The sequence below is a fragment of the Methanomassiliicoccales archaeon genome, assembly GCA_038850735.1.
Lineage (GTDB): Archaea > Thermoplasmatota > Thermoplasmata > Methanomassiliicoccales > JACIVX01 > JACIVX01.
The window spans coordinates 134,832-159,164 of sequence record JAWCLO010000001.1 but is presented as its reverse complement, the minus strand read 5'-3'; the positions used below and the strand labels follow the sequence as shown (position 1 = coordinate 159,164).

Sequence of the window (24,333 nt, the reverse complement as noted above, 5' to 3'; positions counted from 1 at the left end):
TAATAAAAATGGGGATGCACCTCGCATATCATCCATCTTACTAGGGTAGATAATATGGTAACGATTGCTGATCAATTGGCCAAAAAGCAGAGAGAAATTTCTGTTTCAGAATTCTTCGAGAGAAATCGCCAGATATTAGGATTTGATTCTCCTACAAAATCGCTCCTTATGGCAGTGAAGGAAGCAGTTGATAATTCCCTTGATGCATGCGAGGAAGCAGGAATTCTTCCCGATATTGTTGTTACGATTGAAAAGAACGGCCAGAACGAATTCAAGGTTACTGTTGAGGACAACGGACCCGGAATCGCGCCAAGAGTTCTGCCTAATATTTTTGGTAAATTGCTTTATGGCTCAAGATTTCACTCTCTTAGACAGGCTCGTGGGCAGCAAGGAATAGGAATATCTGCAGTTGTGCTTTATGGACAGATCACCACTGGGAGACCTGCAGTAATTACCTCAAAGACACAAAAGGACGAACCGGCGGTGAGGGTCGAAATCAAGATAAATACTAGAAAGAACGAGCCAGATATCATCGATAAACAATTTGTTATTTGGGAAGGAAAGGAGCATGGAACAAAAATTGAAGTTTTTTTGACCGGTCGATACGTAACAGGAAAGCAGTCAGTTCTTGAGTACCTAAAGCAAACAGCAATAGTCAATCCTCACGCTGCTATAACATTCACAGATCCCGATGGTAAGAAATATGTCATGTCAAGGGCGACCGATAAACTTCCTTCACCAACCCGAGAGATCCGGCCGCATCCCACCGGCATTGAACTGGGCACTCTTATTAACATGGCCAAAATGACGCGCGAAGAGAAGCTAATTAATTTTCTTAAAAACGAATTTAATAGGATCAGCGAACGAGCAGCGAGGGAAATTTGTGAGAACGCATCGCTCAATCCTGAAATGGATCCACGTGAGTTGAACCTCGAAGAATTCAAGCAACTGCTAGTTGCCATGTCATCAACTCGCGTTCAGCCGCCACCTACAGATTGTCTCTCTCCAATCGGCGAAACTCTTATCCGCAAAGGGTTAAGAAATGTGCTGGACGAGTATAAACCAGAATTCTATGCGCCACCAGTGACGAGGCAACCAAAAGTCTATTCCGGTAATCCTTTCGTCGTGGAAGCTGGCATCGTGTATGGGGGAAATCTACCCGTTGATCAGCCGGTTACCATATTGAGATTCGCAAATAGAGTCCCCCTCCTTTATCAACAAGGAGCGTGTGTAATCACAAAGGCCATAGAGACGATGGACTGGCGACGGTACGGTTTTGAACAAAGGGGCGGTGAGGGCATTCCATACGGTCCTGCGATCATACTGGTGCATGTAGCATCAACGAAAATACCATTTACCTCTGAAGCTAAAGAGGCAATAGCTAATATTCCAGAATTCTACGATGAAATTCAACTTGCACTTAAGGCATGTGCCAGGAAACTGAGAACGCATCTCAATAAAAGAGAAATAAAGGGAAAGACTCGAGCTAAGTTTGAGATTGTTCAGGAAATTCTACCATTAATCGCAGAGAAATGTGCAAAGATTGTTGGAAAGGAAGTACCACCATTAAAAGGCACAATAACAAAGATCATGAATGTCGTCTGGATAGATGATTCCGTGACTTTCGAAAACGGAACACATCGAGTAAAGATCGATATTTACAATTATACGCCAAGAGCCCAGAGCTTCTTCCTGCACATTGCAGTACCTTCCATAGCTCTTAACAAAAAGAGCATTTCGCCTGAGCCTCTTGAAATCAGAGATAATGGGAAGATAACCTGGAAAATTGATCGAATTTTATCTACCGAGCAGTACACCATAAGATTTGTTCTCGAGGGGCTTGAAGCTGATTCGTACGATGAAAACGAAGTTTACACGAGTGGAATTGATCCGGCATTTGTCATTGGAGCAGATCCTCTACCAGGTGACTGGGATCTTGAGATTTTGAAAATCGAAGAAATCGAGGCACAAAAAGAATCTGAAATCGAGCAGGAGGAAGAAGAGATAGATTACGATGAGGAAGGAGAGGTCTTGAATGACGAATGACCAAAGGCATGACCAGGCACTTGACAAGCTTTATGAAATTGCAAATTCTATATATGACCAGATATCCCAAGGCAAAATCCCGAAGATGTTGATTCCTCTCAGGACCAAAGGAAATATAAAATTCGATCATAAGCTAGCGGTCTGGAAATACGGGAATGCAATGGGTGCAAGATCTGCAAAAAAAACAAAAGGAGCGCAAATGCTCCTTCGAACAATGTTTTTACTTGAATTTATTGAAGATATGATTGCACAAAATAAATCTTCAACGCTCAGAGAGATGTATTATATATCCGAAGGTTGGGGAAAAGCAAAATTTTCCTCCCAAGATGAATCAAATTTCCTGGCGGAAGATCTCGAAATAGTTACAAAATGTCTTAGAGAAGATTTCAAGCTCAGACCCGAGGAGAATGGTGCAAGCATTCTAGGAGACCTTACGATAACGGAAGTGGATCGAAAAGGAAGGACGAAGCGCATAAACTGTAGAGACGACGTCGGAGATTCTGGCTATACGATTCCCTATAATGTAGAAAAGGAAAAGATCGAGTTGCTCGAAACGAGTGCGAAGTTCGTTATTGCCATTGAAACAGGTGGTATGTTCGATCGACTCGTGGAAAATCGATTTGATGAAAAATTTGACGCAATCCTTGTTCATCTCAAAGGCCAGCCAGCAAGAAGTACGAGGCGTTTTATCAAGCGATTGAATTCGGAGATGGGACTTCCGGTTGCGGTCTTTACCGATGGCGATCCTTGGTCGTTCAGGATATTTGCTTCTGTTGCATACGGGGCAATAAAGACCGCGCATATCTCGGAGTACTTGGCTACGCCAACCGCGGAATTTATTGGGATTACTGCAACCGACATAATACGGTACGAATTGCCAACGGATAAATTGACTGATATGGATATTAGGGCCTTGAACGCAGAACTTAACGATCCGCGGTTTAACGACGAATTCTGGAGAAGTGAGATCGAGACGATGCTCAAGATCGGAAAGAAGGCAGAACAACAGGCGCTGGCAAAGTATGGCCTGGATTATGTTACGGAGACTTATCTGCCTGAGAAATTGACGGAACTTGGATTAATCTGAATCTATCTTTTTAGGCTGGTTTCAGGAGCTATAAAATAAAAACAGGCCCATTAAACTCTAAGATGATTTCCTCAAAAGATCCTCGATTCTGGATAGGACAAATGTCTTGTCCAAAGTTGATAGGAAATATCCAAGGCGCGGGCCTGATTTTCTTCCGATGAATATTTGGTATAATAATTGAAAAGTAGCATTTGCGGTTAACCCGCTTGTCTTTATGCATCCGTAAATAGCATTGTGGATGGCATCAGCTTCCCAATTTATGCCTTTGAGAGCAGTTGCCAAGCATGTGAGGAACGAGATTTCGGAGTTGCTAATCTCTAATTGCGGTGTTTCATTCAGTAGTGAGAATTTAATCTCTTCAGGTGCAAAATGTTCTAACCAATACCTCACGCATTGTACTCTTTCCCACAACATCTCAGCATCCATCTGCGAGATATCAGAAACATGCTCTGTGCGTTTTAAAATCTCAATTATCGCATCAAAGGAATCAGCAATCTGAACGACATTCACCAAGTGCCTGTATGGAACCTGAAGAGGCTTTTTCTTGCGGATAAATTTTGGCTGTGCGAGTTCATATGCTCGCAGGAGATCCAATTCTTTCTCTTCTGCGCCCCCCTCATAGTATAACCTCTCTATCCTATCGTATTCGTCAACCATGTCAAGAATTCCGAGTCCTGAATCGTAATCAATATGGCGATCAGGATTATATCTGAGCATCGTGAAGCTCAAAACAGGCGCTGGTGTGATTCTGAGTGCATCGATTCCGGTGATTACAGCCCCTGTGGATTTATGCAGCTGCCCTTTTCCCTTTAGCTGAACAAATTCATATGGAACTGGATAGGGAGGTTCGATGTTGAAAACCTCACGGGCAAATCTGATCCCTGTATCATATGAGCCACCAGCAGCTGCATGATCTTTCCCGAATGGTTCGCATGTCACACCGAAAATCTTCCACTTTGCCACCCACTCAATTCTCCAGGGCATCTTTCCGTCGTCTTTCCGGATATCTGCCTTCCCCTCATTGCCACACGGGCATTTGTAGAAAACGTACGGCTTTTCATATCGGATTATCTCGACATCAGCGAATTTTCCGCATGCATTGCAACGAGGATTGTATGGATAGTAATCTTCCGAAACATCCCTTTTCGTCACTTCCTTAAGGATCTCAATAATCTTCTCTCTAGAATTAATGACATTATCAATAGATTCTGCAAATGATCCATTTGCATATAGCTCATGAGTCCAGAAGATCTCAGGTTTAATTCCAAGTAATTCAAGTGCGTCAAGGAATGGCTGGATAAAATGATGGGCGTAGCTCTTATGCTCACCACAGGGGCATCTAATATGGCTAAGGGGTTTCCCAACTTCAACTTCAAAATCGTCTGGCAAAAACGGATATTTCTTGCGCAAGGGATCAAACGAGTCAACTAGATATATAAGCCTCGCATGTCTGCCCAAAGTCATAAGAGCTTTTCGAATTGCGCTCGCCGTGATAGCTTCTCTCAAACTACCGACATGAATAAAGCCCGAAGGGCTTATCCCAGTCGAGATGAGATGTTCACGAGACGAGGTCGCCAACGAGGATGCAATAACATCGGCCCAATGCATACTACCGGATTGGCAGAATCTTGAGTCGTAGTTATAAACCTATGGATATTCCGGTCGTATTTAGGCAAGAAGGCATTGAACCTAGCAGTAAGCAGTTGTGCAACAACTTATAAATATGACAATTCCAAATCAAAGTCCGTAATGCCTAAGAAAAAAAGTGATGGGTTTCAATCGGCGGCGGGTCTCATCAGATACTTTGAATCAGAAGATGAAAAGGCCATAAAGATTAATCCTTGGTTTGTTATTGGAATGGCGGTTGCACTTATTGTCATTGTAGAGCTTTTGGGACGTTTGTTTCCGACATGAGTTTCGAGTCTAGAGTTTTCGAAGGACCTTATGCAAAATCTAATAATGATCGCAAAGTAGCTGATTTGATAGCGCGCTAAGCCATGAAATCTTCCCGGGGTGGAGAAAATACATCAATGGCTATCGAGTCCTCAAGAACCTCGACTTCATGTTCAAGATCCGGCTCGATTTGATAAGCATCTCCCTGATTCAGAATATTTGATACCCCGCCAATTGTGATCCTTATCTTCCCCTTCTGTACGAATCCAATTTGTTCATGAATGTGTTTATGCGGCGGTATCACAGCACCCTTCTTCAAGACAAATTCCACAATCTGGCATTTCTTGCCGGACGCTACGACCCTTCTTAATATTTTTTCGGATACATTTACGCTCTTCGTGGCTGAAGATCTGATTATCATATTCTCACCTTTGAAATTTATCCGACCAATATGTTTCAAGTATTCGTAATTATTGCTCAATTGAATGAAATCTGTTATTTGCAGTGGCGTGATTTGAATGATCTTTCTGAAATTGCAGAAATTATCGATTTCGATGTGAAAAAAATCATTTTTTGGAAACATAAATAAATTGCTAGAGCAGTGTAAGAACTAATCGGGTTGATTATTATGATGAATGGAAAGCAGTACCTTGACAGTCTCAGAAAGATGAAGACGGAAGCGTACGTTTTCGGCGAAAGAATCGAGAATGTGGCTGATCATCCTTTTACTTGGGAACATGCCAATGCCGTTGCAATGACCTACGAGCTGGCACACGATCCCCAGTATGCAGAATTGATGACAGCGAAATCACACCTAACTGGAAAGACGATCAATCGATTTACTCATATCCATCAAAGCACAGAGGATCTTGTCAAAAAAGTGAAGATGTTGAGATTGCTCGGTCGTAAGACTGGATCTTGTTTTCAAAGATGCGTTGGCCTTGATGCAATGAATGCCTTGTACACGACAACTTATGAAATGGATCAGAAACTAGGAACTGAGTACTTCCAGAGGCTGAAGAAATTCATTCTGAGGGTGCAGGAAGACGATCTGATGATAGGAGGAGCAATGACGGATGTTAAAGGAAATAGGGGAATACGCCCGTCGCAGCAAGCAGATGCTGATATGTTCATGCACATCGTCGAGAAAAGAGACGATGGAATCATCGTGAGAGGTGCCAAAGCTCATCAAACTGGCTCAGTGAATTCTCATATGATGCTTGTAATGCCAACGCTCAATATGACTGCTGACGACGCAGATTATGCTGTGTCATTTGCTGTTCCAACAGATGAGAAAGGCGTCATTCACATATTGGGCAGGCAGACGAACGATACAAGAAAATACGAGAAAACGCTCGATCGAGGGAATATTTCATATGGTATCGTAGGTGGAGAAGCACTTGTCGTTTTCGATGATGTATTCATTCCTAACGAGAGGGTCTTTATGGCCGGTGAATTCGAGTTCTCTGGGACGCTTGTTGAGCGATTTGCATCATATCATAGACAGAATTACGGTGGTTGCAAAGCAGGGGTTAGCGATGTAATCATAGGAGCGAGTGCTGCCCTAGCAGATATTCACGGCATTCAGCAAGCATCCCATGTACGCGAGAAGCTCACAGAAATGATCCACCTCACTGAAACTCTTTATAGTGGATCAATTGCATGTTCCAGCGAAGGGTTTGCGACAAAGTCGGGAGCATATATGGTAGATCCGCTTCTCGCAAATATCACTAAGCAGAATGTAACTCGTTTTATGTACGAAATCGGTCGAATTGCGCAGGATCTCGCAGGGGGAATAGTTGCGACTCTCCCCAGTCAAAAAGATTTCAATAATCCCATAACCAAGCCTTATTTGGAGAAATATCTCAAGGGAAGAGATGGTGTGCCAACGGAGCATAGAGCAAGACTGATAAGATTGATTGAAAACATTTCCACTGGAACAGCACTCATTGAATCGATGCATGGAGCTGGATCGCCGCAAGCTCAAAGAATCATGATCTTGAGGCAAGGGGATCTTGTGGCGAAGGCAGAATATGCCAAGACCCTATGCGGAATTAAAGATGACGAGGTTTTGAAGAAAATTAGAGGAAACTAATTTTCCTCATAAGTACGTGCCTGAGAAGCGGCACGTCACCATATTCTTTCCCGAAACCCTTATATGTGGTTTTCTCAATTCCTGCCACCATGTGCGCTTTTATGTCTATGCATCTTGAAGATGAAGCAGAAAGAAAGACACTTGCATTCATCATGAAGGCAGAAGTTCCGATTGATATTGTTGTAAAGAAATGGAGCAGGGTTCCAGTAAATCATAAGGAGTGGCTGTGGGGAAAGATATCTTCTAAGATCGAAAGCGACTCTAACATCACCGATGAGCAGAAAGCAAGATACGAAGAAGTAAAGAAGGCACTCAAATTCTAATAGCGAGGATTCTCTTCGCTTCCGGAGAATTTCGCACTTTATTCCCTTTATTATAGTTCAGCGATTGTGTCTTTTTAATTTTTTTATCGAACTATAATATAATTTACAGCATGATCTCAAGGAATCTGCCTTAGAATTGACTGAAAAATTCGGATAGCAGTGGACGTGAGTCCACTGCCAAAAATTCTTTAAGGTCTCACCGCAATCTTTCCAGGTGAGAGTTTCTTCTCCTGTCTTATGACCTGGTTCGGCAGGTCTTCGAGCGGAGCTATTTCTGCACAAATCTCTCCAAATGGAATTCCCATCTTCTTAGCCTTGGACATTACGGCCATCGCAGTCCTGTATTCAAATCTTGAGTATCCCCAGCTTCCGAATACATTTACTTCCTTGTTGCAGAAATCTACATGTGGGTTTACCGAGGTCTCACCAGTGTTTGTGAAATGACCCATCTCGACGACAGTCCCTCCGCGTCTTACGAGTTTTAAAGCTTCAGAAAATGCTGCCGGGACACCAGTCGCCTCAATTACGACATCTGCACCGATGCCGTTGGTCAGTTCCATGATCCTTTCTACACGATCTTCGGTTGTTGCGTATTCTTTCATGTTGATGACTTCGGTCGCACCCATCTTCTTTGCCTGCTCCAGTCTGCTTGGTACAATGTCAATACCAATAATGTTTGTCATTCCATACACGTTGTTGACGACAGTGTGACATTGACCGATTGGGCCAAGACCCTGGATCACGACTGTTTGCGATGGATCGACGCCTTCGCCAGCGTGGGCGCAATCCGTTCCACCTGCCTGCGCTCTCTTGAATGTCCTTGTTGCCACAGCCATTGGTTCTACGAGTACCATTTCCTTCTCGGTCAAACCTGGTGGGAATTTGAAAACTGGCATATGCTTCGGGATGTAAACCATCTCGGCAAATCCACCCCACAAGTGTGGTGGATCGTTCGCCGTATGCGTACTGATCCCTACAACATCCATGTTCATGCACAGGCTCTCACGACCTGGCGTGTTGTGGCAGAACCAGCACTCGCCGCACTTTGCAAGGCATGTAGCGATGTAGTCCCCCTCCTCAAGCGGTTTCCCCGTGTAATCGACTTTTACGCCTTTACCGAGTTGGCGAACTGTTCCGAACCACTCATGTCCAAGTATGTGTGGCAGTGGTACAGGTAGTCTTCCGTAGATAATGTGGGTGTCTGTTCCGCAGACTCCACAGAGTTTCACATCTGCAACGATATCACCTGGTGCTGCTTTAGGAACTGGGAAGTCCATCATTTTAAGATTCTCGGGGCCTCCCGCCTTTGTTAAAACCATGGCTTTTACCATATTTTACCCCCTGATTACCTAATTTGATTCGGCACTTATCAATGTTTCGAAATCTAGGCCATATGACTCATCATTTGCACTTCAATATACGAAGTATTGGTACGATATTGACTGAATGAAATGTACTGGTATGATGGTTTTCCACATTGAGATATACAAAAAATGATAATGTGTACAAAAAGGAGCGCATCCTTGGAAATGGAATCGCAGCCACTCGTAATTTTGATTCAAACTTAGAATATCCAACTTGTTTCAATGGCAATTCGCAGTTGAAGGATTTGACCTTGGTTTTCTTAATTACATTCCGTTTTCTTCTTTTCTTTCTTTACGATCTTTGAAGCGACGTACACGGCAAAATCTACAACGGGCAAATTGCATGATGCATCACTGAGATTAGTTTTACAGAAGGGGCATGGTGTGACAACCAGCTTTGCCCCAGTGTCTTCTGCTTCCTTCATTCGCTTTGCCCCGATGCCCTTTGCCACTTCTCCGAATGCAGCTTTTACCCCGCCGCCGGCACCGCAGCAGAGGGAGTTTTCTCCACTGTGCTCCATTTCAATGAGGGTTGCCATTCTTCTTAGGACTCTCCTGGGCGCTTCATACACGCCCATGTGTTTTCCCAAATGGCAGGGATCGTGGTAAGTGATCGTTTCTCGGCTCTTCTTAACCTTCAACCTTCCTTCTGCTAACAATCTATCCACAAACTCAGTAATGTGCAAAACTTCGATTCCGTCCATATGGTACTCTTTCTTCAATGTCCTGTAGCAGCCAGCACAAGACGTAACGATGGTTTTCACGCCATGTTCTTTGAACATCTTGATATTGTGTTCCTTTAGCTTTTCAGCTTCTTCGATAAACCCAGTCCTTCTGAGCACAGACCCGCAGCACCATTCATCTTCTCCAAGTACTCTGTAGTCGATTTGTGCCGCATCCAATATATCCATTGTGGCTATGACAGTATCAGGGCTTCTGAACGCCGCGGTGCAACCCATGAAATAAAGGGTATCTGCGTTCTCACTGGACTTCCTAAACTTGTTCTTCTCAGCATTTTTTTCCCCATATGGATTATGCTCAGCACGCATCCTTTCAAGGAGCTTTTTGTGCTTTTCTGGCACGAATCCACGCTTTGCGAATTCTTCTCTGGCTGCTTCAATTATCTCTCCTGTTTTAACCCCTGGTGGGCAACGCTTTTCACAATCGCCACAGGTAGTACACGTGAAGAGGCGTTTTGCTGCCTCTTCACTGATCTCAATGTCCCCATCGAGTACCGCTTTAATGAAAGTCATCCTTCCTCTAGCAGTTGCAGAATCCCACCCAATTTCTCCGAACGAAGGACAATTTGCCTTGCAAAATCCGCATCGGATGCAGTATTCCAGCGCATCTCTGTATTTCTCCAGATTTGAAGCGTCAACCATCTCTTACACCTCGAAAATCTTGTCTGGATTCATGATCCCTTTGGGATCGATCGCCTTTTTTATTCGTCTCATGATTTCTACACCAACATCGCTATGTTCTTCTGCAATGAGGGACTTCTTCTCAAGACCTATACCATGTTCTCCAGTAATCGTTCCACCAAGGGCAAGAGCCATTCTGTTGATCTCATCGTGCGCTTTATGAGCTCTTTCGGACTCGCCTGGAACTCTCAAATCTGCAAGCAACAATGAGTGGACATTGCCGTCGCCTGCGTGTCCATAAGTCGTGATTTTGATGTCATATTTCTCCGAAATTTCTCTTATCTTCTTAATTGCAACAGGTATCTGTGATAAGGGAACCACAATATCAGTTGCAATTGGCGATGGCTTAAGTCGCGTCAACGTGGCGAACAAGCGTTTTCTTGCCGCCCATAGCTTCTCCATTTCTTCTGGATCTGTTGCTATTTTTATCTCCTTGCATCGCTCTTCCAGTGCAATTTTCCTAAAGCGATTGAAGGTCTTCGTGACTTCAGCTTTATCGTCGCCATGGAATTCGAGGAAAAGCATGGCCCCAACTTTTGGAAGGGGAAGATGTGCTTCTTCGCGCATGACGTCAAGTGCAATTGAATCAAGAATTTCGATAGCAGCAGGAATCACTCCCGATGCAATAGTTCGAGCAACAACGCGTCCTGCGTCTTCAGGATCATCAAACTCTGCTACTGCACTCATCACAAAATTCGGTAGGGGCCGGAGTTTCAACGTTACTTCTGCAATTATACCTAAAGTACCCTCAGATCTGTTGAACAAGTGGATGAGATCGTATCCCGATGCGGTCTTTCTTGCGGAGCCACCGATCTTCAATAACCTACCATCTGGTAAGACGACCTTCATTCCTATTATATAATCTGCAGTGACTCCATATTTAACAGCCCTCATGCCCGAAGCGTTTGCGGCAACCATCCCGCCAATTGTGCATATTTCTCCGCTTGCTGGATCTGGGGGGAAAAAAAGACCATATTTTTTTAAGTAGGCGTTAAGTTGTGAATAAACAACACCAGCTTCCACCGTTGCCGAGAGATCTTCTTTTCTTACCTCAAGAATTTTGTTCATTCTCTGCAGGTCTACAACAATGCCTCCTCTAGTCGGCACGCATCCTCCAGTCAAGCACGAACCGCCACCTCTCGGGACGATGGGTATCACATAGCGATCTGCTATCTTCATAATTTCCTGTATCTCCGCAATGGAAACAGGTCTAACAACGATATCTGGCATCTTTCTTTCTTTTATAGCATAACAATCGACAGAGTAGCATATCAGATCAACAGGATTCGTTGAAGCATTTTCCTTACCAACGACCGCTACAAGCTCCTCAATTATTTTTCCGTCCAATTGCGCACTCTCCGAGTAAGGCGGAGCACGGATTGATGGAGATATATATCATGTTTCCCCCTTCGAATCGAGACGCGCTTGTAATATCATCGCGCAGCGAATTTGCGCCGCAGGTTTTCGAAAGAACTGAAAAATGGCTAAAGTAAACTACTATGGAACCTCAATTTGAGGATTATGAGGATGCGCAATAACATCATATATGCTATATTATCGAATTGATTGATTCGAATGGAAATGGACAAATAATGCACTTTCTCAATTTTCTTTCTGTTTGATTTTTCCGTGATTTCTTAAAAAACTCGACACCAAATATGAATACGAAACTTACCAGAAATACAATAATAAAAATAAATATAAAAAATGGTTTGAGTTTATTTATCTGCGCATGAACTTGTCGCGGTATGCCCTGCCAAGAGCGTCAACCGCCTTGAGCGCATCGATGCATCTCTCAGGCGTCATCGGGAACGGCTCATTGTGAGCATACGGATGGTTCGGGTTGGTTGTAATTGCCATGCAGTGCGGCAGATCATCAAATGTTGCACCAATCTCTTCAAGTGTCACAGGCAGGCCAACTGTGAGGCAGAAGTTTATGACTTCTTCGATCAATGCCTTTGGCCTGTTTTCCATGATCAACTGTGCTATTGTACCAATAGCCACGAGGTCACCGTGCTCTGGTTTTGGTGCCTTCATTCTTCCAGGTGCTGCAGTCAAACCGTCATGAATCGCGTGCGCTGCACCAAGACCACCGCTCTCAAATCCAAGTCCACTCAATAGCGTGTTTGCCTGCGCTACATTTTCATATGCTTCTGTAACAGCCTTTGCCTCATTGGCGAGTTTCGCCTGGTATCCGTAGTTGATCAATGTCTCGTAGCAGAGTTGTGCAAGCCGTGTTGCAGTAAATGGAGGCAACCCACCATCAATGAGTGCGTTACCTGATCTCGATTCAGCGCAAGCTTCGGCTTCAAACCTTGTAGCCAAAGCGTCACCCATCCCAGCAACCAACCATTTCGCTGGCGCTTGGACAGTCTTATCTGTTGGTACTATGACGAGATCGGGGCTTCTATAGTAGAACAACACCTTTTCAACTACATGTTTCTCATCGTACTGCACGGACAGGGCACTGCACGGAGCATCCGTTGATGGAATGGTATTGATCAATGCAATAGGCTTGCCGATACCGTACTCCTTGCTTGCGACAGCTTTTGCAAGATCCATGATCGAACCGCCACCGACACCAACTACGAAGTCAGCGTCCTTGGCTCTTGCCATCTCAGCAAGCCTGTTTATCTCCTTTGCTGTGCAGTAGCGGACGCCCTTTTCCACGTGCACGATTTCGAGACCGTGCTCCTGGAAGTCCTCCTTCATCTCCTTTTCCACGCTTTCGATCGAACGGGTACCACCAAGGACGAATGCTCTTTTTCCCAGCAATATCTTGCGCCTACCAAGTTCCTTAACTGCTCCGGGACCGATGATATATCGGTTTGGAGCGGCCATTACTTTAACTCGGGTTTTCAACATCGGCAACTTTTTCTCCCCCTGTTTTTCATTGTGGAAAGTCTTCATCCAGCCCTAAAATGTATCTGTTGGGGCTGACAACTTTCCTCGCATGTATATAAGAAAAATAGAATATTAGTAACTTTCGGACTTCCCGAATATTTAGAAGATCATCAAACTTTATCCATTTGAGAACGAATGGATTTCAATACTGGATATGGCGCTATTGGATGATCTAGTCTTATAACATTATTCGTGAGTCTTCGGAAAATGTGATCGCTTAGCACTCGCTATTTTAGGATGATTGAATCGTTGAGATTGCAAGGTTCGAAATCTGGTGTCGGAATAAAAATTCATTAGTGCTCTTCCAACCAGTACTCCGCAATATCTATAGGTTTTGCAATCCAAGCTTTGCTCTTCTTTTTTATGTGATTAATTAATCTCTCAAGCATTCTCATTCTTGAAGGACGTCCTATTGCTTGGGGATGCATTACAATAGTCAGCAGTCCGCCTTCGTCGTAGAGTCCCTCGAACTCCTCAGTCCAGATTTCCAGAACGTCTTCCTGGCTCGATATTCCATTTTGGTATTCAAGTGGTGGAAAGAAATTAAATGCAAAAAACGTCCAGTCAATAGTCAACCAATTGAATGGAATTTCGACGAGCTTCTTACCTTTTACATGATGGATGTATGGTGTATCCCAGGCCATCATACTGCTCTCGTAAACAAATCCATAATCGCATAAGAATTCCAATGTTTTTGGTGAGAGATCGAAAGCAGGAGCTCTGTAGCCTCTCGGTCGTTCACCAATCACGCCCTCTATGGCCCTCATTCCCAATTCCAACTCCTTCAGCTCCTGCTCAGGGTTTAGTCTAGATGGATTTAGATGCATGTAACCATGATGTCCGATTTCATGGTTCTTCTTCTTGATTTCCTTTACAATATCTGGTCGCTCCTCAGCCAGCAAACCAGGAACAAAGAAACATCCCTTGAGTTCATGTTTGTCAAGAAATCTAAGTATCCTTGGAATGGCAACATTGACTTCGTATTGTCCCTGAGATAAGACAACAGGACTGAAAGGTTCACCCTCCTTTACAGCTCCCGTTCTTCGCATAATATTCTTCCATGAAATGTCACTGTCGCAGTCGAATGTCAAGCAGACAGCACATTTTGCATCATTCTTCCACATGATGTCACCGCATGCAGGGAATACCTTATGACCTATATTATTTTCCGAAAGGTTCATCCGAGGTATTCTAAGTTTTGATATCGTAGAAAAAATAAAGGAGTAATATATATTCTCCGAAATTCTGTTTGTTCAGACAAATTCTACCGCTGGATTACATGCCGATATATTTTTCGTCATGCGCAAAAGCTGATAGTCGTGCTTTGTGAGATATCAAATTCCGGCGACATTTTTGCCTTGAAATGGATATCTTTATCTCATTCTTCGTCGCCTATTGGATTTTGGGATTCGCCATGAGAATGGTATTTACAGAATTGAAAAGCCATGTAACAGATATTCGATCGGCCTTTCCCGATGATGAGCTCACCATTTTCGAAAGAGCTTTGACGGAAGAGGAGTTACAAGATTTCGCAAGAGATGCCGAAGTTCTATCGGTGTTCATTTATACGAAAGTAACAGAGAGAGTCCTAGACGCACTTCCAAACCTCCAACTCATTGTAACTAGGAGTGTGGGGTTTGATCACATTGCTTCCAAGTATGCACTCGATAGAGGCATTGCTGTATGTCATGTTCCAGATTATGGGTCTCACGTCATTGCTGAGCACGTATTTGCTCTTCTCCTCTCCGTTGCAAGAAAAATTCCTTTTGCAGATTCGTATGTGAAGGAAAAAAGAGTCTTTAATTTTGAACCCTTCCTGGGAATAGAACTTAGGGGAAAAACTCTTGGCGTAGTCGGTACTGGAAAAATTGGAGCAGCCGTGATAGGTATTGCCGCTGGATTCGGTATGAGAATTGTAGCGTACGATGTTATCGAGAACAAACCTCTTCAAGCGAAATATGGGTTCCCGTATCTTCCCCTGGAAGAGCTGCTTTCCAAAAGCGATTTTGTTACACTACATATTCCGCTTACTCCTAAGACGTATCACTTGATTGACAAAGAAAAGATTATGAGAATGAAAAAGGGGAGTATACTGATCAACACGTCACGTGGCGCTGTGGTCGACAGCAAGGCACTAAAAGAAGCCCTTGAAGACGGTCACCTCTGGGGCGCAGGGATAGATGTGTTGGAAGATGAAGACCATGTGGAACGGGAGGTATTACTTAATGCGCCGAATCTCGTTGTCACACCTCATTCTGCTTTTTACACGAAGGAAGTTTTAGATAGGATTGTCGCTACCACAATAGAAACAATAAATGCATACAAATCTGGAAATGTCATAAACAGAATTCCACTTGAATATGTGTAATCTATTATAAGTTGACCAAACACATCACCTCCAGACATTACTTGGTGTTGCATTTTGACATTGACCTATCTGATTGTTCGAAATAGGTACAGGGTGTTGTTCTTGCGTTTTTTTTCTATTATTTGATGTCTCTTTTTCCATTGAGATGCATTCGCCTGAAAGTATAGGTTAGAAGGAACGGGGCGATGAGTGTGGTAAGGAGAGACATGGCAACTACCACTGAGAACATGCCAGATGAGATCGATCCGATGCCAAGACCTACTGAAGCCACTATTAATCCTACTTCTCCTCTCGGCGACATTCCGACGCCAATGACAGTTGCGGACTTCATTCCTAGTTTGTATGCCCCCAACCCGCAGCCTATGAATTTAGTGACTATCGCGAGTAAAGTTATGATAAGGGATAGTATGGCAACTTGGCCAAAGGCGCCTATGTCAACAGATATTCCTATGTACAAGAAAAAGAAGGGCACGAGAAATTCGTTGATCGGTTCGAACTTTTCCGCAACAGGCATGCTGTCTCTGAATTCTGCGAATACCATCCCAGCGAGGAATGCCCCAATGATCGCCGCTAATCCTACGTATGATGCCAGAGCTGAAAGCCCGAAGCATATGATGATCGCAAGGGCAAGTGGACTTGATCCCACTCGCAGCAGTCTTCTTTGCTTTTTCTTTGTTTGAAGTTTTACCTTTCTACTGGCCTTGGGAATAACCCCGGTTCCTATGAAAATTACAGCAAGAACGAAAAAGACGGCAAGGGCCGCAACAATTATTGTATCAATAATATTGAGTGTGCCACCAACAGCAATTCCGCTGACTATTGCAAGGACAATCATACCAAGAATATCATCTATGACCGCTGCGCCTATGATCACTCTAGACTCGGTGGTTTGGGTCAACCCCATATCTCTGATAACCCGGGCGGTGATTCCTACGCTCGTAGCCACCATTGCCGCTCCGATGAAAAGTGCCTCAACATCAGGATGACCAAGAAGCATGATAACAGAATAACCAGCAGCGAACGGAACTAAGACACCGAATAATGCGACAAGGGTTGAGGTGCGCCCAACCTTTTTCAGCTCAGAAAAAGGCGTCTCAAGACCGATCGTGAAAAGCAAAAAGATTACACCGAGTTCAGAAAGCACACGAAAGACTTCGATATCTGTCTCTAAATGCAAAGAATCATAGAGGAAGGTATTTCCAATGACAATTCCAGCTAGAATTTCACCTACTAGCGGTGGTATTTTCACCGCTTCGAAAATTTGGGCGAAAACCCTCGCCATTAGTACGAGTACGAACAATTGCAGTAGGATGAATTCGATCAAAGTCGCAACCTTCTACCATGTGACTCTGAAGCGGTTGCGTATGATCAAAATCTATATAAGATTTTTATTGAGAAGACTGCCTCTTAATTGCCTTATCTCACTAGATGTCCTGTTTTTGATACTTTGGGACCAAAGTCGAAGCGCATGCGGTATTGCAGTTCCAGTTTAATACCAATCATATTTGCATTTTGAACTCATTTATTGATCAATAATAGATTCGCGTAAGATGATACATTTTTAATAATGTTCATCCATTGGCAGATAAGGAATTGAACAGCAAAGCTGGGAGGTTTTATTCTTGTCTCTATGGAAATTGGTACCGTCTGGAAGAGATCCCCCGAGGATCATAAATGTTGTTGTTGAAACGCCTCAGGGGAGTAAGAATAAGTACGAAATCTCAAAAGAATATGATTGCATTCTTCTTGATAGAGTATTGCATTCCAGCGTAGTTTTTCCGGTGGCATATGGTATCATTCCGAGAACCTATTACGAGGATGGTGACCCATTAGACGCGATGGTCATGATCAGCGAGCCGACATTTCCCGGTTGTGTGATCGAGGCAAGACCGATTGGATTGCTTAAGATGATAGATGAAAAAGGACAAGACGATAAAGTTCTGACGGTTGCTTTGGGAGATCCACGATATAAGGAGTATCAGCAGTTGGAGGATCTTCCGCTTCACTACCTTAACGAAATAGCCGAGTTCTTTCTCACATACAAGCGATTAGAAGAAGGAAAGGGGACTAAGGTTATCGGATGGGAGCGGAAGGAAATTGCACTAGAGGCAATCAGCAGAAGTCTCGAGATGTTCAGGAAGAATTTTAGATAGCGCCTTCTAAGATTAATTGTTGCGCTAGCAAATCTCATACTTGATAAGTGCGTCTGGATCTTGCTCGAAGAGCCGGTCACTTCGCAAAACTTATATAAAAAGCGAGCGTTAAGTCCGATCAAGCATATCGGAGGGGCTTTACTTGAAGGGGAGGCTGATTGCAATAGGGACAATCATAATTTTGATCACTATTCCCATTCTCATCGGCCTGCCATTATTATCGCAATCAAACAATAGGTTGTCTCTCGGGACTACTACAAGCGTCTATGATACCGGTCTTTTGTCCTACATCCTCCCGGACTTTGAAAAACGGTTCGACTGCACCGTAGACGTCATCGCTGCAGGAAGCGGCCAGGCTATAAACTTTGGAAAAAGTGGAGACGTTGATGTGTTGCTAGTGCATTCGCCAGAGGCCGAGTTGGATTTCATAGAAAAGGGATACGGAGAATATCGAAGACCAGTATGTTACAATAGATTTGTTATTGTTGGTCCTTCAAGTGATCCCGCGGGGATACATGAGGCAGAAAATGCCACTGATGCGTTTCGGAGGATTTATGAAAATGGAACTTTGGGACGAATTTATTTCATTTCAAGAGGGGACGGCTCTGGAACCCATGTTAAGGAATTAGAAATTTGGTCATTGATAGGATTAGATAGCTCCGCTTTCTCGGATCGATGGTATTTGAAGACAGGGCAAGGAATGGGTGCGGTTCTTGACATCACTCAAGAAAAATTGGGGTACACCTTATCCGACGAAGCTACATTCTACACGAGACGAGAAACTGGTATGATTCCAAATCTCATGATTTTGTACAGCGGCGACGCTATCTTATTCAATCAATATAGTATAATTCTCGTTAACCACACGAAGTGGCCCCACGTTCGTCATGAACTCGCGGTGCAATTTGCAGATTGGATTACATCGCCTGAGATTCAGCAAATGATCGGAAACTTCACAGATAATTACGGTCACAAGCTCTTTGTTCCAAATGCAAATGTTGTGAACGATATTCACTCTTTATCGTTAATTAAAGACTATTATTACCTCAAGATGCAAGCATCGGAACAATGTGCAGCCTCATGGAAAAGTCACTTGGGTCATGACCAGATTATTCTATGGGGGAATTGAATGACAGACGTAGTGTCTTATGATGTCTTACAAGTAACATTACTCTCTCTATACGTTTCGGGAAGCGCAACAGTACTCGGCTCAGTCATTGGTGTGCCGCTGGGAGCACTTATAGGGCTTAAAGAATTCGGTGGAAAAGGGTTGCTCAAGACAATTACTTACACAATGTATGGTTTTCCTCCTGTAATATCAGGGTTATTTATCTATTACTTGTTTTCAAGAGGAGGTCCTTTAGGATCATTCGGCATATTGTTCACACCAACTGCAATGATACTAGCACAAACCCTGCTTGTTGCTCCGCTGGTGGCAGGAGTGACAATCTCCTCAATTTCTGAGGTAGATAAAAGTATCAAGAATACGATTCTATCGTTGGGAGCAAGCAATCGACAAGCGACCTTTACCATCATCAGAGAAGCTTGGGTAGGTGTTGTAACAGCGGTGATGATCGGCTTCGGCCGGGCGATTGCCGAGGTCGGTGCTGCATATATGGTTGGAGGAAATATTGAGGGCAAGACTAGAATCCTGACAACTGCCATCATGCTTGAAACAAGGATGGGGCATTTCGAGTATGCGGTGGGGCTTGGAGTTGTATTGATGATCGTTGCTTGTGGTGTTTTTCTGCTTATGAGATGGATCCAGGAGCGTGAGATGCTGTGAAGGAGCTTCTCAGAACTGAGAAGTTGTCAAAACGATACGGAAATCGCACAGTTGTCGACGAAGTAGATCTCTCCGTGAAAGTGGGAGATGTTTTGGGAATCATAGGACCAAGCGGATCTGGAAAATCAACACTTTTCAGATTGATAAATTTGCTAGAGCCTCCTACAAGTGGAAGAATTCTCTTCGAGGGCCAAGAAATCTCGCATTTCAGTCCTTTATCTTATCTTATAAGAAGGAAGATGGCTTTCGTATCACAGAAGCCTGTTGCTATGAATAGGAGTGTCTTCAACAATATTGCCTATGGTTTAGAATTAAGAGAAGTACCTCGTGAGATTATAGAGCAAAAGGTAGAGTATTACCTAAAGAAGCTTTATCTTACCGAAAGTCGAGATAGGAACGCTCGATCCCTCTCGGGAGGAGAAATGCAAAGGATGTGCTTTGCAAGGTCCGTAATTGTTGATCCCACATTGTTGTTGCTCGATGAGTTTACTGCCAATTTAGATCCAGTTAACATATCGATTCTGGAAAATGCTGTAAGAGACTTCATATCGGAAGGCGAGAGAGCTGCTATCATCATCACTCACAATCCTTTCCAGGCAAAGAGGCTGTGCAACAGAACTGCTCTAATGATGGAGGGCAAGATCGTTGAGGAAGGTGAAACATCAAGGATTTTTACAAACCCTATCGACGAGCGGACCCGGGCATTTGTCAGTGGAGAAATGATTTTTTAGAAGTCTCTTTCATACTTTTTCTACTTAATTTCCACGACGAAAAGTTGCCCATCAGGCCGCTTTTTCAACCTCAATAGTTGCTTGATTCATGATCAGCGATAAGCGTCTGGTTAATTTTCGTGACTTTTCAAACTGCAGATGTCCAGATGACCTAAGGTGTGATAAGATCGTGCCTCCAGATACAGATTGTCATATTGGTGATCATTGCCTTATCGGATCTTTGGTTCTTGGAATTTATTCTTATTTCTTCGCATTTCTCTTGTTTTGATTTCGAAATAAAGCCAACTTAGTGACAGAATCCCTGCACTTGCAATGAAAAGATCGTACGCGATGCTGATCATCGTTGTGTGAAATGTCATGATCAAAATAATCTCGAGAGCAGTGAAGAAACAGAAAATCGCGATGTAAGCACGGCTCTCAATTGCGAGACTGTAATTCATGAACAGGCTTGAGAGTCCGAAAAGAGTCATTGCAATGCCTAGCACTGAGAGTGCCGGCGCCGCATCCAGGTACGTATCTCCATAAAATACTACTATGATCCTATCTGGTATAACTACATAAGCAAGTGCAACAAGTCCCGTGATGCATAGCGTATAAAATATTGCTCTTCGTAGCACGCCAGCAGTCTCTTTATTTCTTGTGTAGAATTCCGATACTCTCGGGAACATAACAGTGGAAACAGCGCCTGGCAGGAACCAGATGACTTTGCTAAGAATAGATGCCACAGTGTAAACTCCAGCATCATAGGGGCCCAAGTAGCGCCTCGCCATAAATACATCTATATTGATCAAGATAGAAAAGCACACAACCGCCACAATCGCTTTTGCGAGATAGGATACTGCGTGTGAAAGATCTGGTTTGTTTTCATTTCTCGCTTTTTGGCGAAGAAAGTTTCTAATGAATACTATCCCCACAACGAATGTAAAAAAGACACCAATTATTGCGGCGCCAAATGCCCCGTTGGTACTGAAACCTGCGAAAACGAGCAATACACCGAAAAACAATTTGGCGACGGGGCCCGAAATAGCGCAAAGAGCTGACAAATGGAATTTTTGCAGACCTTGTACTGTCCCGTATCCTGCAGGGCTCATCAACACGATAACAGTACCAATCATTAGTATGAAAAGGGGAAGGCTAGAACTGAGCGATGCAAAACGGGTGAATGTGGGAACGGTAGCACAGATTCCTACTGCAATTATGAGTCCCACAAAGAATGAAATTAACAGGGTTTTTCTAACCAGCCACCTTATCGCTTCGTCATTGTCTTGAGCTTTGTATTTTGAAACGTGTCTCACGACGAACGCTGCAATTGTTTGAGTGGGAACTGATATTATGTAAAAAATCGATAGCATCGCATTAAGTTCGGAATAACCTGCTGGTCCAAGCTGGCGTCCCATGATAATCTGATATATGTAATCGCAACTACCAGCAACAATAGTGGCTATAAACATCATTATAATCGGTCGAGTGAAGCTTTCAGAGATTCGCGAACCCTCAGACAACGATCGAGGGATTGCAGTCAAATGTTAAATCCTTTCTCAATAAAAGTACTGGCAAGATTGCGAGACGAACTTCTTATTATGGAGGTGCCCCCTCTCCATCACTTTTGATTCAATTTCTTGCGAAATATACATTTCAGAAAAATGACGATACTTATTCCGGCAAATTGAAAAGTAGAACAAATTGTGTTATGGTAATAATCATCCTAACCTGCATAATGGGTATGCATCCCTATTGAGATTCATTCAAGAACGACGATGTTCTCATTTTCAACGATAGTTTTTTTTCTGATGTTATCATTGTTCTTCGATGCAGAATCCTTTAATGATGCAATAAAAGTATTCAGCTCCTCTGAAGAGCACGTCACAATTCCTTTTGCAAAATTGCCTATTCTCACCACGTCGCCTTTTCTGAAGTTACCCTCAATTTTATGTATTCCGTATAACAGCAGGCTTTTACCTTCTCTGATCGCTTTTTCTGCTCCCTCATCAACGAGGAGCTTTCCGCGTGGAGATGCGAAGAGAATCCATCGTTCTTTTATCGCATATTTTGGCGTTGAAGTGAAAAGCGTCCCAATTTCCTCACCAGCGACCACTCGTAAGATGACATCCTCAAGTCTTCCGTTTGCGATCACCATATTGCATCCCGACTGCATCGCGATCTTTGCTGCAGTGATTTTCGTGCGCATGCCCCCAACAGATCTTTCGTTCTTTCCACCGCCTGCAATGCGTTCAATATCCTTCGTTATTTCATCGATCACGCTCAGCAGTCTTGCATCGGGATCCACAGTTGGATTGCGATCATAAAGACCATCAACATCAGTCAACAGTAACAAAAGGTCCGCATCCATATGAGTGGCGACGAGCGCTGAAAGTTTATCATTATCTCCGAAAATTTCGTCGATTTCATCAGTTGCGATAACATCGTTCTCGTTCACGATCGGAACAACACCTAGTTTGAACAATTCATCGATTGTCTTGCGCAGATTCAAATATCTTTTCCGATCAGAAAAGGCGCCATAGGTTAGCAAGATCTGGCCAACCGGTTTTGAATATTTGGCAAAAGCAGTACGATATGCCAACATCAACAAAGCTTGGCCAACCGCAGCGCAGGCCTGTTTCATGGCGAGATCTTTATTTTTACCGTTGAGCTTAAGCTCAGTTGACCCAGAACCAATTGCACCTGAGGTAACGATAATCGATTGAATGCCCTTAGATTCCAACTCAACTATTTGCCTCGCAATATCAGCGATGTATTCCTGATCAACTGTGCCGTCTTCCTTGCAGATCGTATTTGTACCTATCTTAACAACGATTCTTTTTGGATTTAGATGCCTCATACCAATCGCCTATGCACGAATTTCCTAGCATTTTCACCAACGTAATCGGAAACCACATGTCCATTTCCGATCAATCGATATTTGTAAATCGTCAATCCTTCAAGTCCAACCGGACCTCTCGCATGGATCTTATTGGTGCTGATTCCTACCTCTGCACCAAACCCGTACCGGTAACCATCGGCAAATCTCGTAGAACAGTTCCACATCACGCTCGACGAATCAACAAGTTCCATAAATCTTGTCGCTCTTTCCTTTGATTTACACACTATTGCATCAGTATGATGCGAGCCGTACCGATTTATATGGTCGATCGCCTCTTCCATAGAAGAGACGATTTTGATGTTAAGAACAAGATCCCCGTACTCTGTCGACCAATCATTATCCCTAATTTCATCCGCCTCAATGATGTTTCTCGTTTGCGCATCCCCTTTCAATTTCACGCCTGCGCTTGCATACAACCGCGCGATCTTCGGTAAGAAGATGGGCGCAATTTTTTCGTGGACAATAAGCGTTTCCATCGCATTGCATACGGCTGGGTACTGAACTTTTGCGTCGAAACAGATCTTAAGCGCAATACCGATATCTGCATCTTCGTCCACATATGTATGACAGACGCCAGATGCATGACCGAGAACTGGTATTTTGGTCAAGTTCATAATTGTCCTGACAAGTTCGTTCGATCCTCTTGGGACGATTAAATCAATGAGCCCATCCATCTTGAGAATCTCCGCAATTTCTTCTCTCGTTGAAAGCAACTGAACGGCACCGTCAAACCTTGCGTCAATGGAAAGAAGCGATTCTTCAATTATTCTCGCTAAAACTTCGTTTGTATGTTGTGCCTCCCTTCCTCCTTTAAGAATCACCGCGTTCGCCGATTTGATACAAAGCGATGAAATTTGAACAAGGGCGTCTGGTCTTGATTCAAATATCACACAAATAACGCCAATCGGGCAGCTAACTTTTTCAAGTATCAATCCTTCATCGAGTTCCATCTTCATCAAGACCTTTCCAACCGGATCTTCGAGGGACATCAGAGATCGAAGCGAGGTTATCACTTCTTTGATTTTTTGACTGTCAAATATAAGGCGCTTGAGCATGGCCTTCGGCAATCCCGATTTCTCTGCGTGCTGCAAATCAATCGAATTGGCAGCTATAATTTCGTCCTCCATTGCCTGGAGACTTTCTGCGATTCTTAAGAGCGCATCATTTCGAATCCTATGCGGTAGACTTTGGATTTTAAGAAATGCGCTTTTTGCTTTTTGAGCGGCCTGCGTTATTCGATCAATGCCGTAGTCCATGATAAGCCATAGCAAATGCCACTAG

The 24,333-nt window shown here is 43.6% G+C and carries 21 protein-coding genes; 10 read left to right on the top strand and 11 right to left on the bottom strand.

The annotated features are described in order from the left end of the window. The first annotated feature begins 54 nt into the window (after positions 1–54). Together QW087_00735 and QW087_00730 are read left to right on the top strand one after the other, a co-directional pair. Positions 55–2,046 carry a DNA topoisomerase VI subunit B gene (locus tag QW087_00735; GenBank protein MEM2943255.1) on the top strand — a complete coding sequence of 664 codons (1,992 nt, stop codon included), beginning with the start codon at positions 55–57 and terminating at the stop codon, positions 2,044–2,046. Then, entirely contained in the window at positions 2,036–3,133 is a 1,098-nt protein-coding gene (locus tag QW087_00730; GenBank protein MEM2943254.1) for a DNA topoisomerase IV subunit A, read from the top strand. Before QW087_00735 ends, QW087_00730 begins: the two co-directional genes overlap by 11 nt. Positions 3,134–3,190: 57 nt before the next feature. Here the strand turns inward: QW087_00730 and lysS are convergent, their stop codons facing one another. Beyond that, positions 3,191–4,741, bottom strand: a complete 1,551-nt coding sequence (lysS, locus tag QW087_00725; GenBank protein ID MEM2943253.1) for a lysine--tRNA ligase — start codon at positions 4,739–4,741, stop codon at positions 3,191–3,193. A gap of 141 nt (positions 4,742–4,882) precedes the next feature. Between lysS and QW087_00720 the strand changes: the two genes are divergently transcribed. Continuing rightward, a complete protein-coding gene (locus QW087_00720; protein ID MEM2943252.1) occupies positions 4,883–5,047 on the top strand; it encodes a preprotein translocase subunit Sec61beta in 165 nt (54 codons plus the stop codon). Positions 5,048–5,123: 76 nt separating this feature from the next. Here QW087_00720 and QW087_00715 read toward each other — a convergent pair whose 3' ends face one another. Next, positions 5,124–5,447 (bottom strand): cupin domain-containing protein, encoded by a 324-nt coding sequence (locus QW087_00715; GenBank protein ID MEM2943251.1) that lies wholly within the window; start codon positions 5,445–5,447, stop codon positions 5,124–5,126. A gap of 207 nt (positions 5,448–5,654) precedes the next feature. On the opposite strand from QW087_00715, the gene QW087_00710 reads away from it, so the two are divergent. Beyond that, positions 5,655–7,121, top strand: a complete 1,467-nt coding sequence (locus QW087_00710; protein ID MEM2943250.1) for a 4-hydroxyphenylacetate 3-hydroxylase family protein — start codon at positions 5,655–5,657, stop codon at positions 7,119–7,121. An 89-nt stretch (positions 7,122–7,210) separates the two neighbouring features. After that, complete coding sequence (locus tag QW087_00705) at positions 7,211–7,444, top strand: hypothetical protein (protein MEM2943249.1); 234 nt, start codon at positions 7,211–7,213, stop codon at positions 7,442–7,444. Between the two features lie 188 nt (positions 7,445–7,632). Here QW087_00705 and QW087_00700 read toward each other — a convergent pair whose 3' ends face one another. From QW087_00700 to QW087_00680, 5 genes are all read right to left on the bottom strand, one after another. Then, positions 7,633–8,775 carry a zinc-binding dehydrogenase gene (locus QW087_00700; protein MEM2943248.1) on the bottom strand — a complete coding sequence of 381 codons (1,143 nt, stop codon included), beginning with the start codon at positions 8,773–8,775 and terminating at the stop codon, positions 7,633–7,635. A gap of 293 nt (positions 8,776–9,068) precedes the next feature. Beyond that, on the bottom strand, positions 9,069–10,190 hold the full coding sequence (locus QW087_00695) for a (Fe-S)-binding protein (GenBank protein ID MEM2943247.1): 1,122 nt from the start codon (positions 10,188–10,190) through the stop codon (positions 9,069–9,071). 3 nt (positions 10,191–10,193) lie between these two features. Continuing rightward, complete coding sequence (locus QW087_00690; protein ID MEM2943246.1) at positions 10,194–11,576, bottom strand: FAD-binding oxidoreductase; 1,383 nt, start codon at positions 11,574–11,576, stop codon at positions 10,194–10,196. Between the two features lie 375 nt (positions 11,577–11,951). After that, complete coding sequence (locus QW087_00685; GenBank protein MEM2943245.1) at positions 11,952–13,094, bottom strand: glycerol dehydrogenase; 1,143 nt, start codon at positions 13,092–13,094, stop codon at positions 11,952–11,954. 332 nt (positions 13,095–13,426) lie between these two features. Next, positions 13,427–14,257: a polysaccharide deacetylase gene (locus QW087_00680; GenBank protein ID MEM2943244.1), complete on the bottom strand. Its 831-nt coding sequence runs from the start codon at positions 14,255–14,257 to the stop codon at positions 13,427–13,429. A 290-nt stretch (positions 14,258–14,547) separates the two neighbouring features. Here QW087_00680 and QW087_00675 point away from each other — a divergent pair, with 290 nt between their 5' ends. Beyond that, positions 14,548–15,501 (top strand): NAD(P)-dependent oxidoreductase, encoded by a 954-nt coding sequence (locus QW087_00675; protein ID MEM2943243.1) that lies wholly within the window; start codon positions 14,548–14,550, stop codon positions 15,499–15,501. 118 nt (positions 15,502–15,619) lie between these two features. Here QW087_00675 and QW087_00670 read toward each other — a convergent pair whose 3' ends face one another. After that, a complete protein-coding gene (locus QW087_00670; protein MEM2943242.1) occupies positions 15,620–16,825 on the bottom strand; it encodes a cation:proton antiporter in 1,206 nt (401 codons plus the stop codon). A 298-nt stretch (positions 16,826–17,123) separates the two neighbouring features. On the opposite strand from QW087_00670, the gene QW087_00665 reads away from it, so the two are divergent. The 4 genes from QW087_00665 to QW087_00650 all read left to right on the top strand — a co-directional run bounded on the left by QW087_00665 (position 17,124) and on the right by QW087_00650 (position 20,171). Beyond that, on the top strand, positions 17,124–17,654 hold the full coding sequence (locus QW087_00665) for an inorganic diphosphatase (GenBank protein ID MEM2943241.1): 531 nt from the start codon (positions 17,124–17,126) through the stop codon (positions 17,652–17,654). 142 nt (positions 17,655–17,796) lie between these two features. Next, positions 17,797–18,783, top strand: coding sequence for a substrate-binding domain-containing protein (locus tag QW087_00660; protein ID MEM2943240.1), 987 nt, complete (start codon positions 17,797–17,799; stop codon positions 18,781–18,783). Next, positions 18,784–19,440 carry an ABC transporter permease gene (locus QW087_00655; GenBank protein MEM2943239.1) on the top strand — a complete coding sequence of 219 codons (657 nt, stop codon included), beginning with the start codon at positions 18,784–18,786 and terminating at the stop codon, positions 19,438–19,440. Then, positions 19,437–20,171 (top strand): ATP-binding cassette domain-containing protein, encoded by a 735-nt coding sequence (locus QW087_00650; protein ID MEM2943238.1) that lies wholly within the window; start codon positions 19,437–19,439, stop codon positions 20,169–20,171. The genes QW087_00655 and QW087_00650 overlap by 4 nt, the downstream gene beginning before the upstream one ends. A 209-nt stretch (positions 20,172–20,380) precedes the next feature. On the opposite strand, the gene QW087_00645 is transcribed toward QW087_00650, so the two are convergent. The 3 genes from QW087_00645 to QW087_00635 all read right to left on the bottom strand — a co-directional run bounded on the left by QW087_00645 (position 20,381) and on the right by QW087_00635 (position 24,308). Continuing rightward, on the bottom strand, positions 20,381–21,673 hold the full coding sequence (locus QW087_00645; protein ID MEM2943237.1) for a hypothetical protein: 1,293 nt from the start codon (positions 21,671–21,673) through the stop codon (positions 20,381–20,383). 239 nt (positions 21,674–21,912) lie between these two features. Continuing rightward, a complete protein-coding gene (gene proB, locus QW087_00640; GenBank protein MEM2943236.1) occupies positions 21,913–23,010 on the bottom strand; it encodes a glutamate 5-kinase in 1,098 nt (365 codons plus the stop codon). Next, entirely contained in the window at positions 23,007–24,308 is a 1,302-nt protein-coding gene (locus tag QW087_00635; protein ID MEM2943235.1) for a glutamate-5-semialdehyde dehydrogenase, read from the bottom strand. Before QW087_00635 ends, proB begins: the two co-directional genes overlap by 4 nt. Between the last annotated feature and the right edge of the window lie 25 nt (positions 24,309–24,333).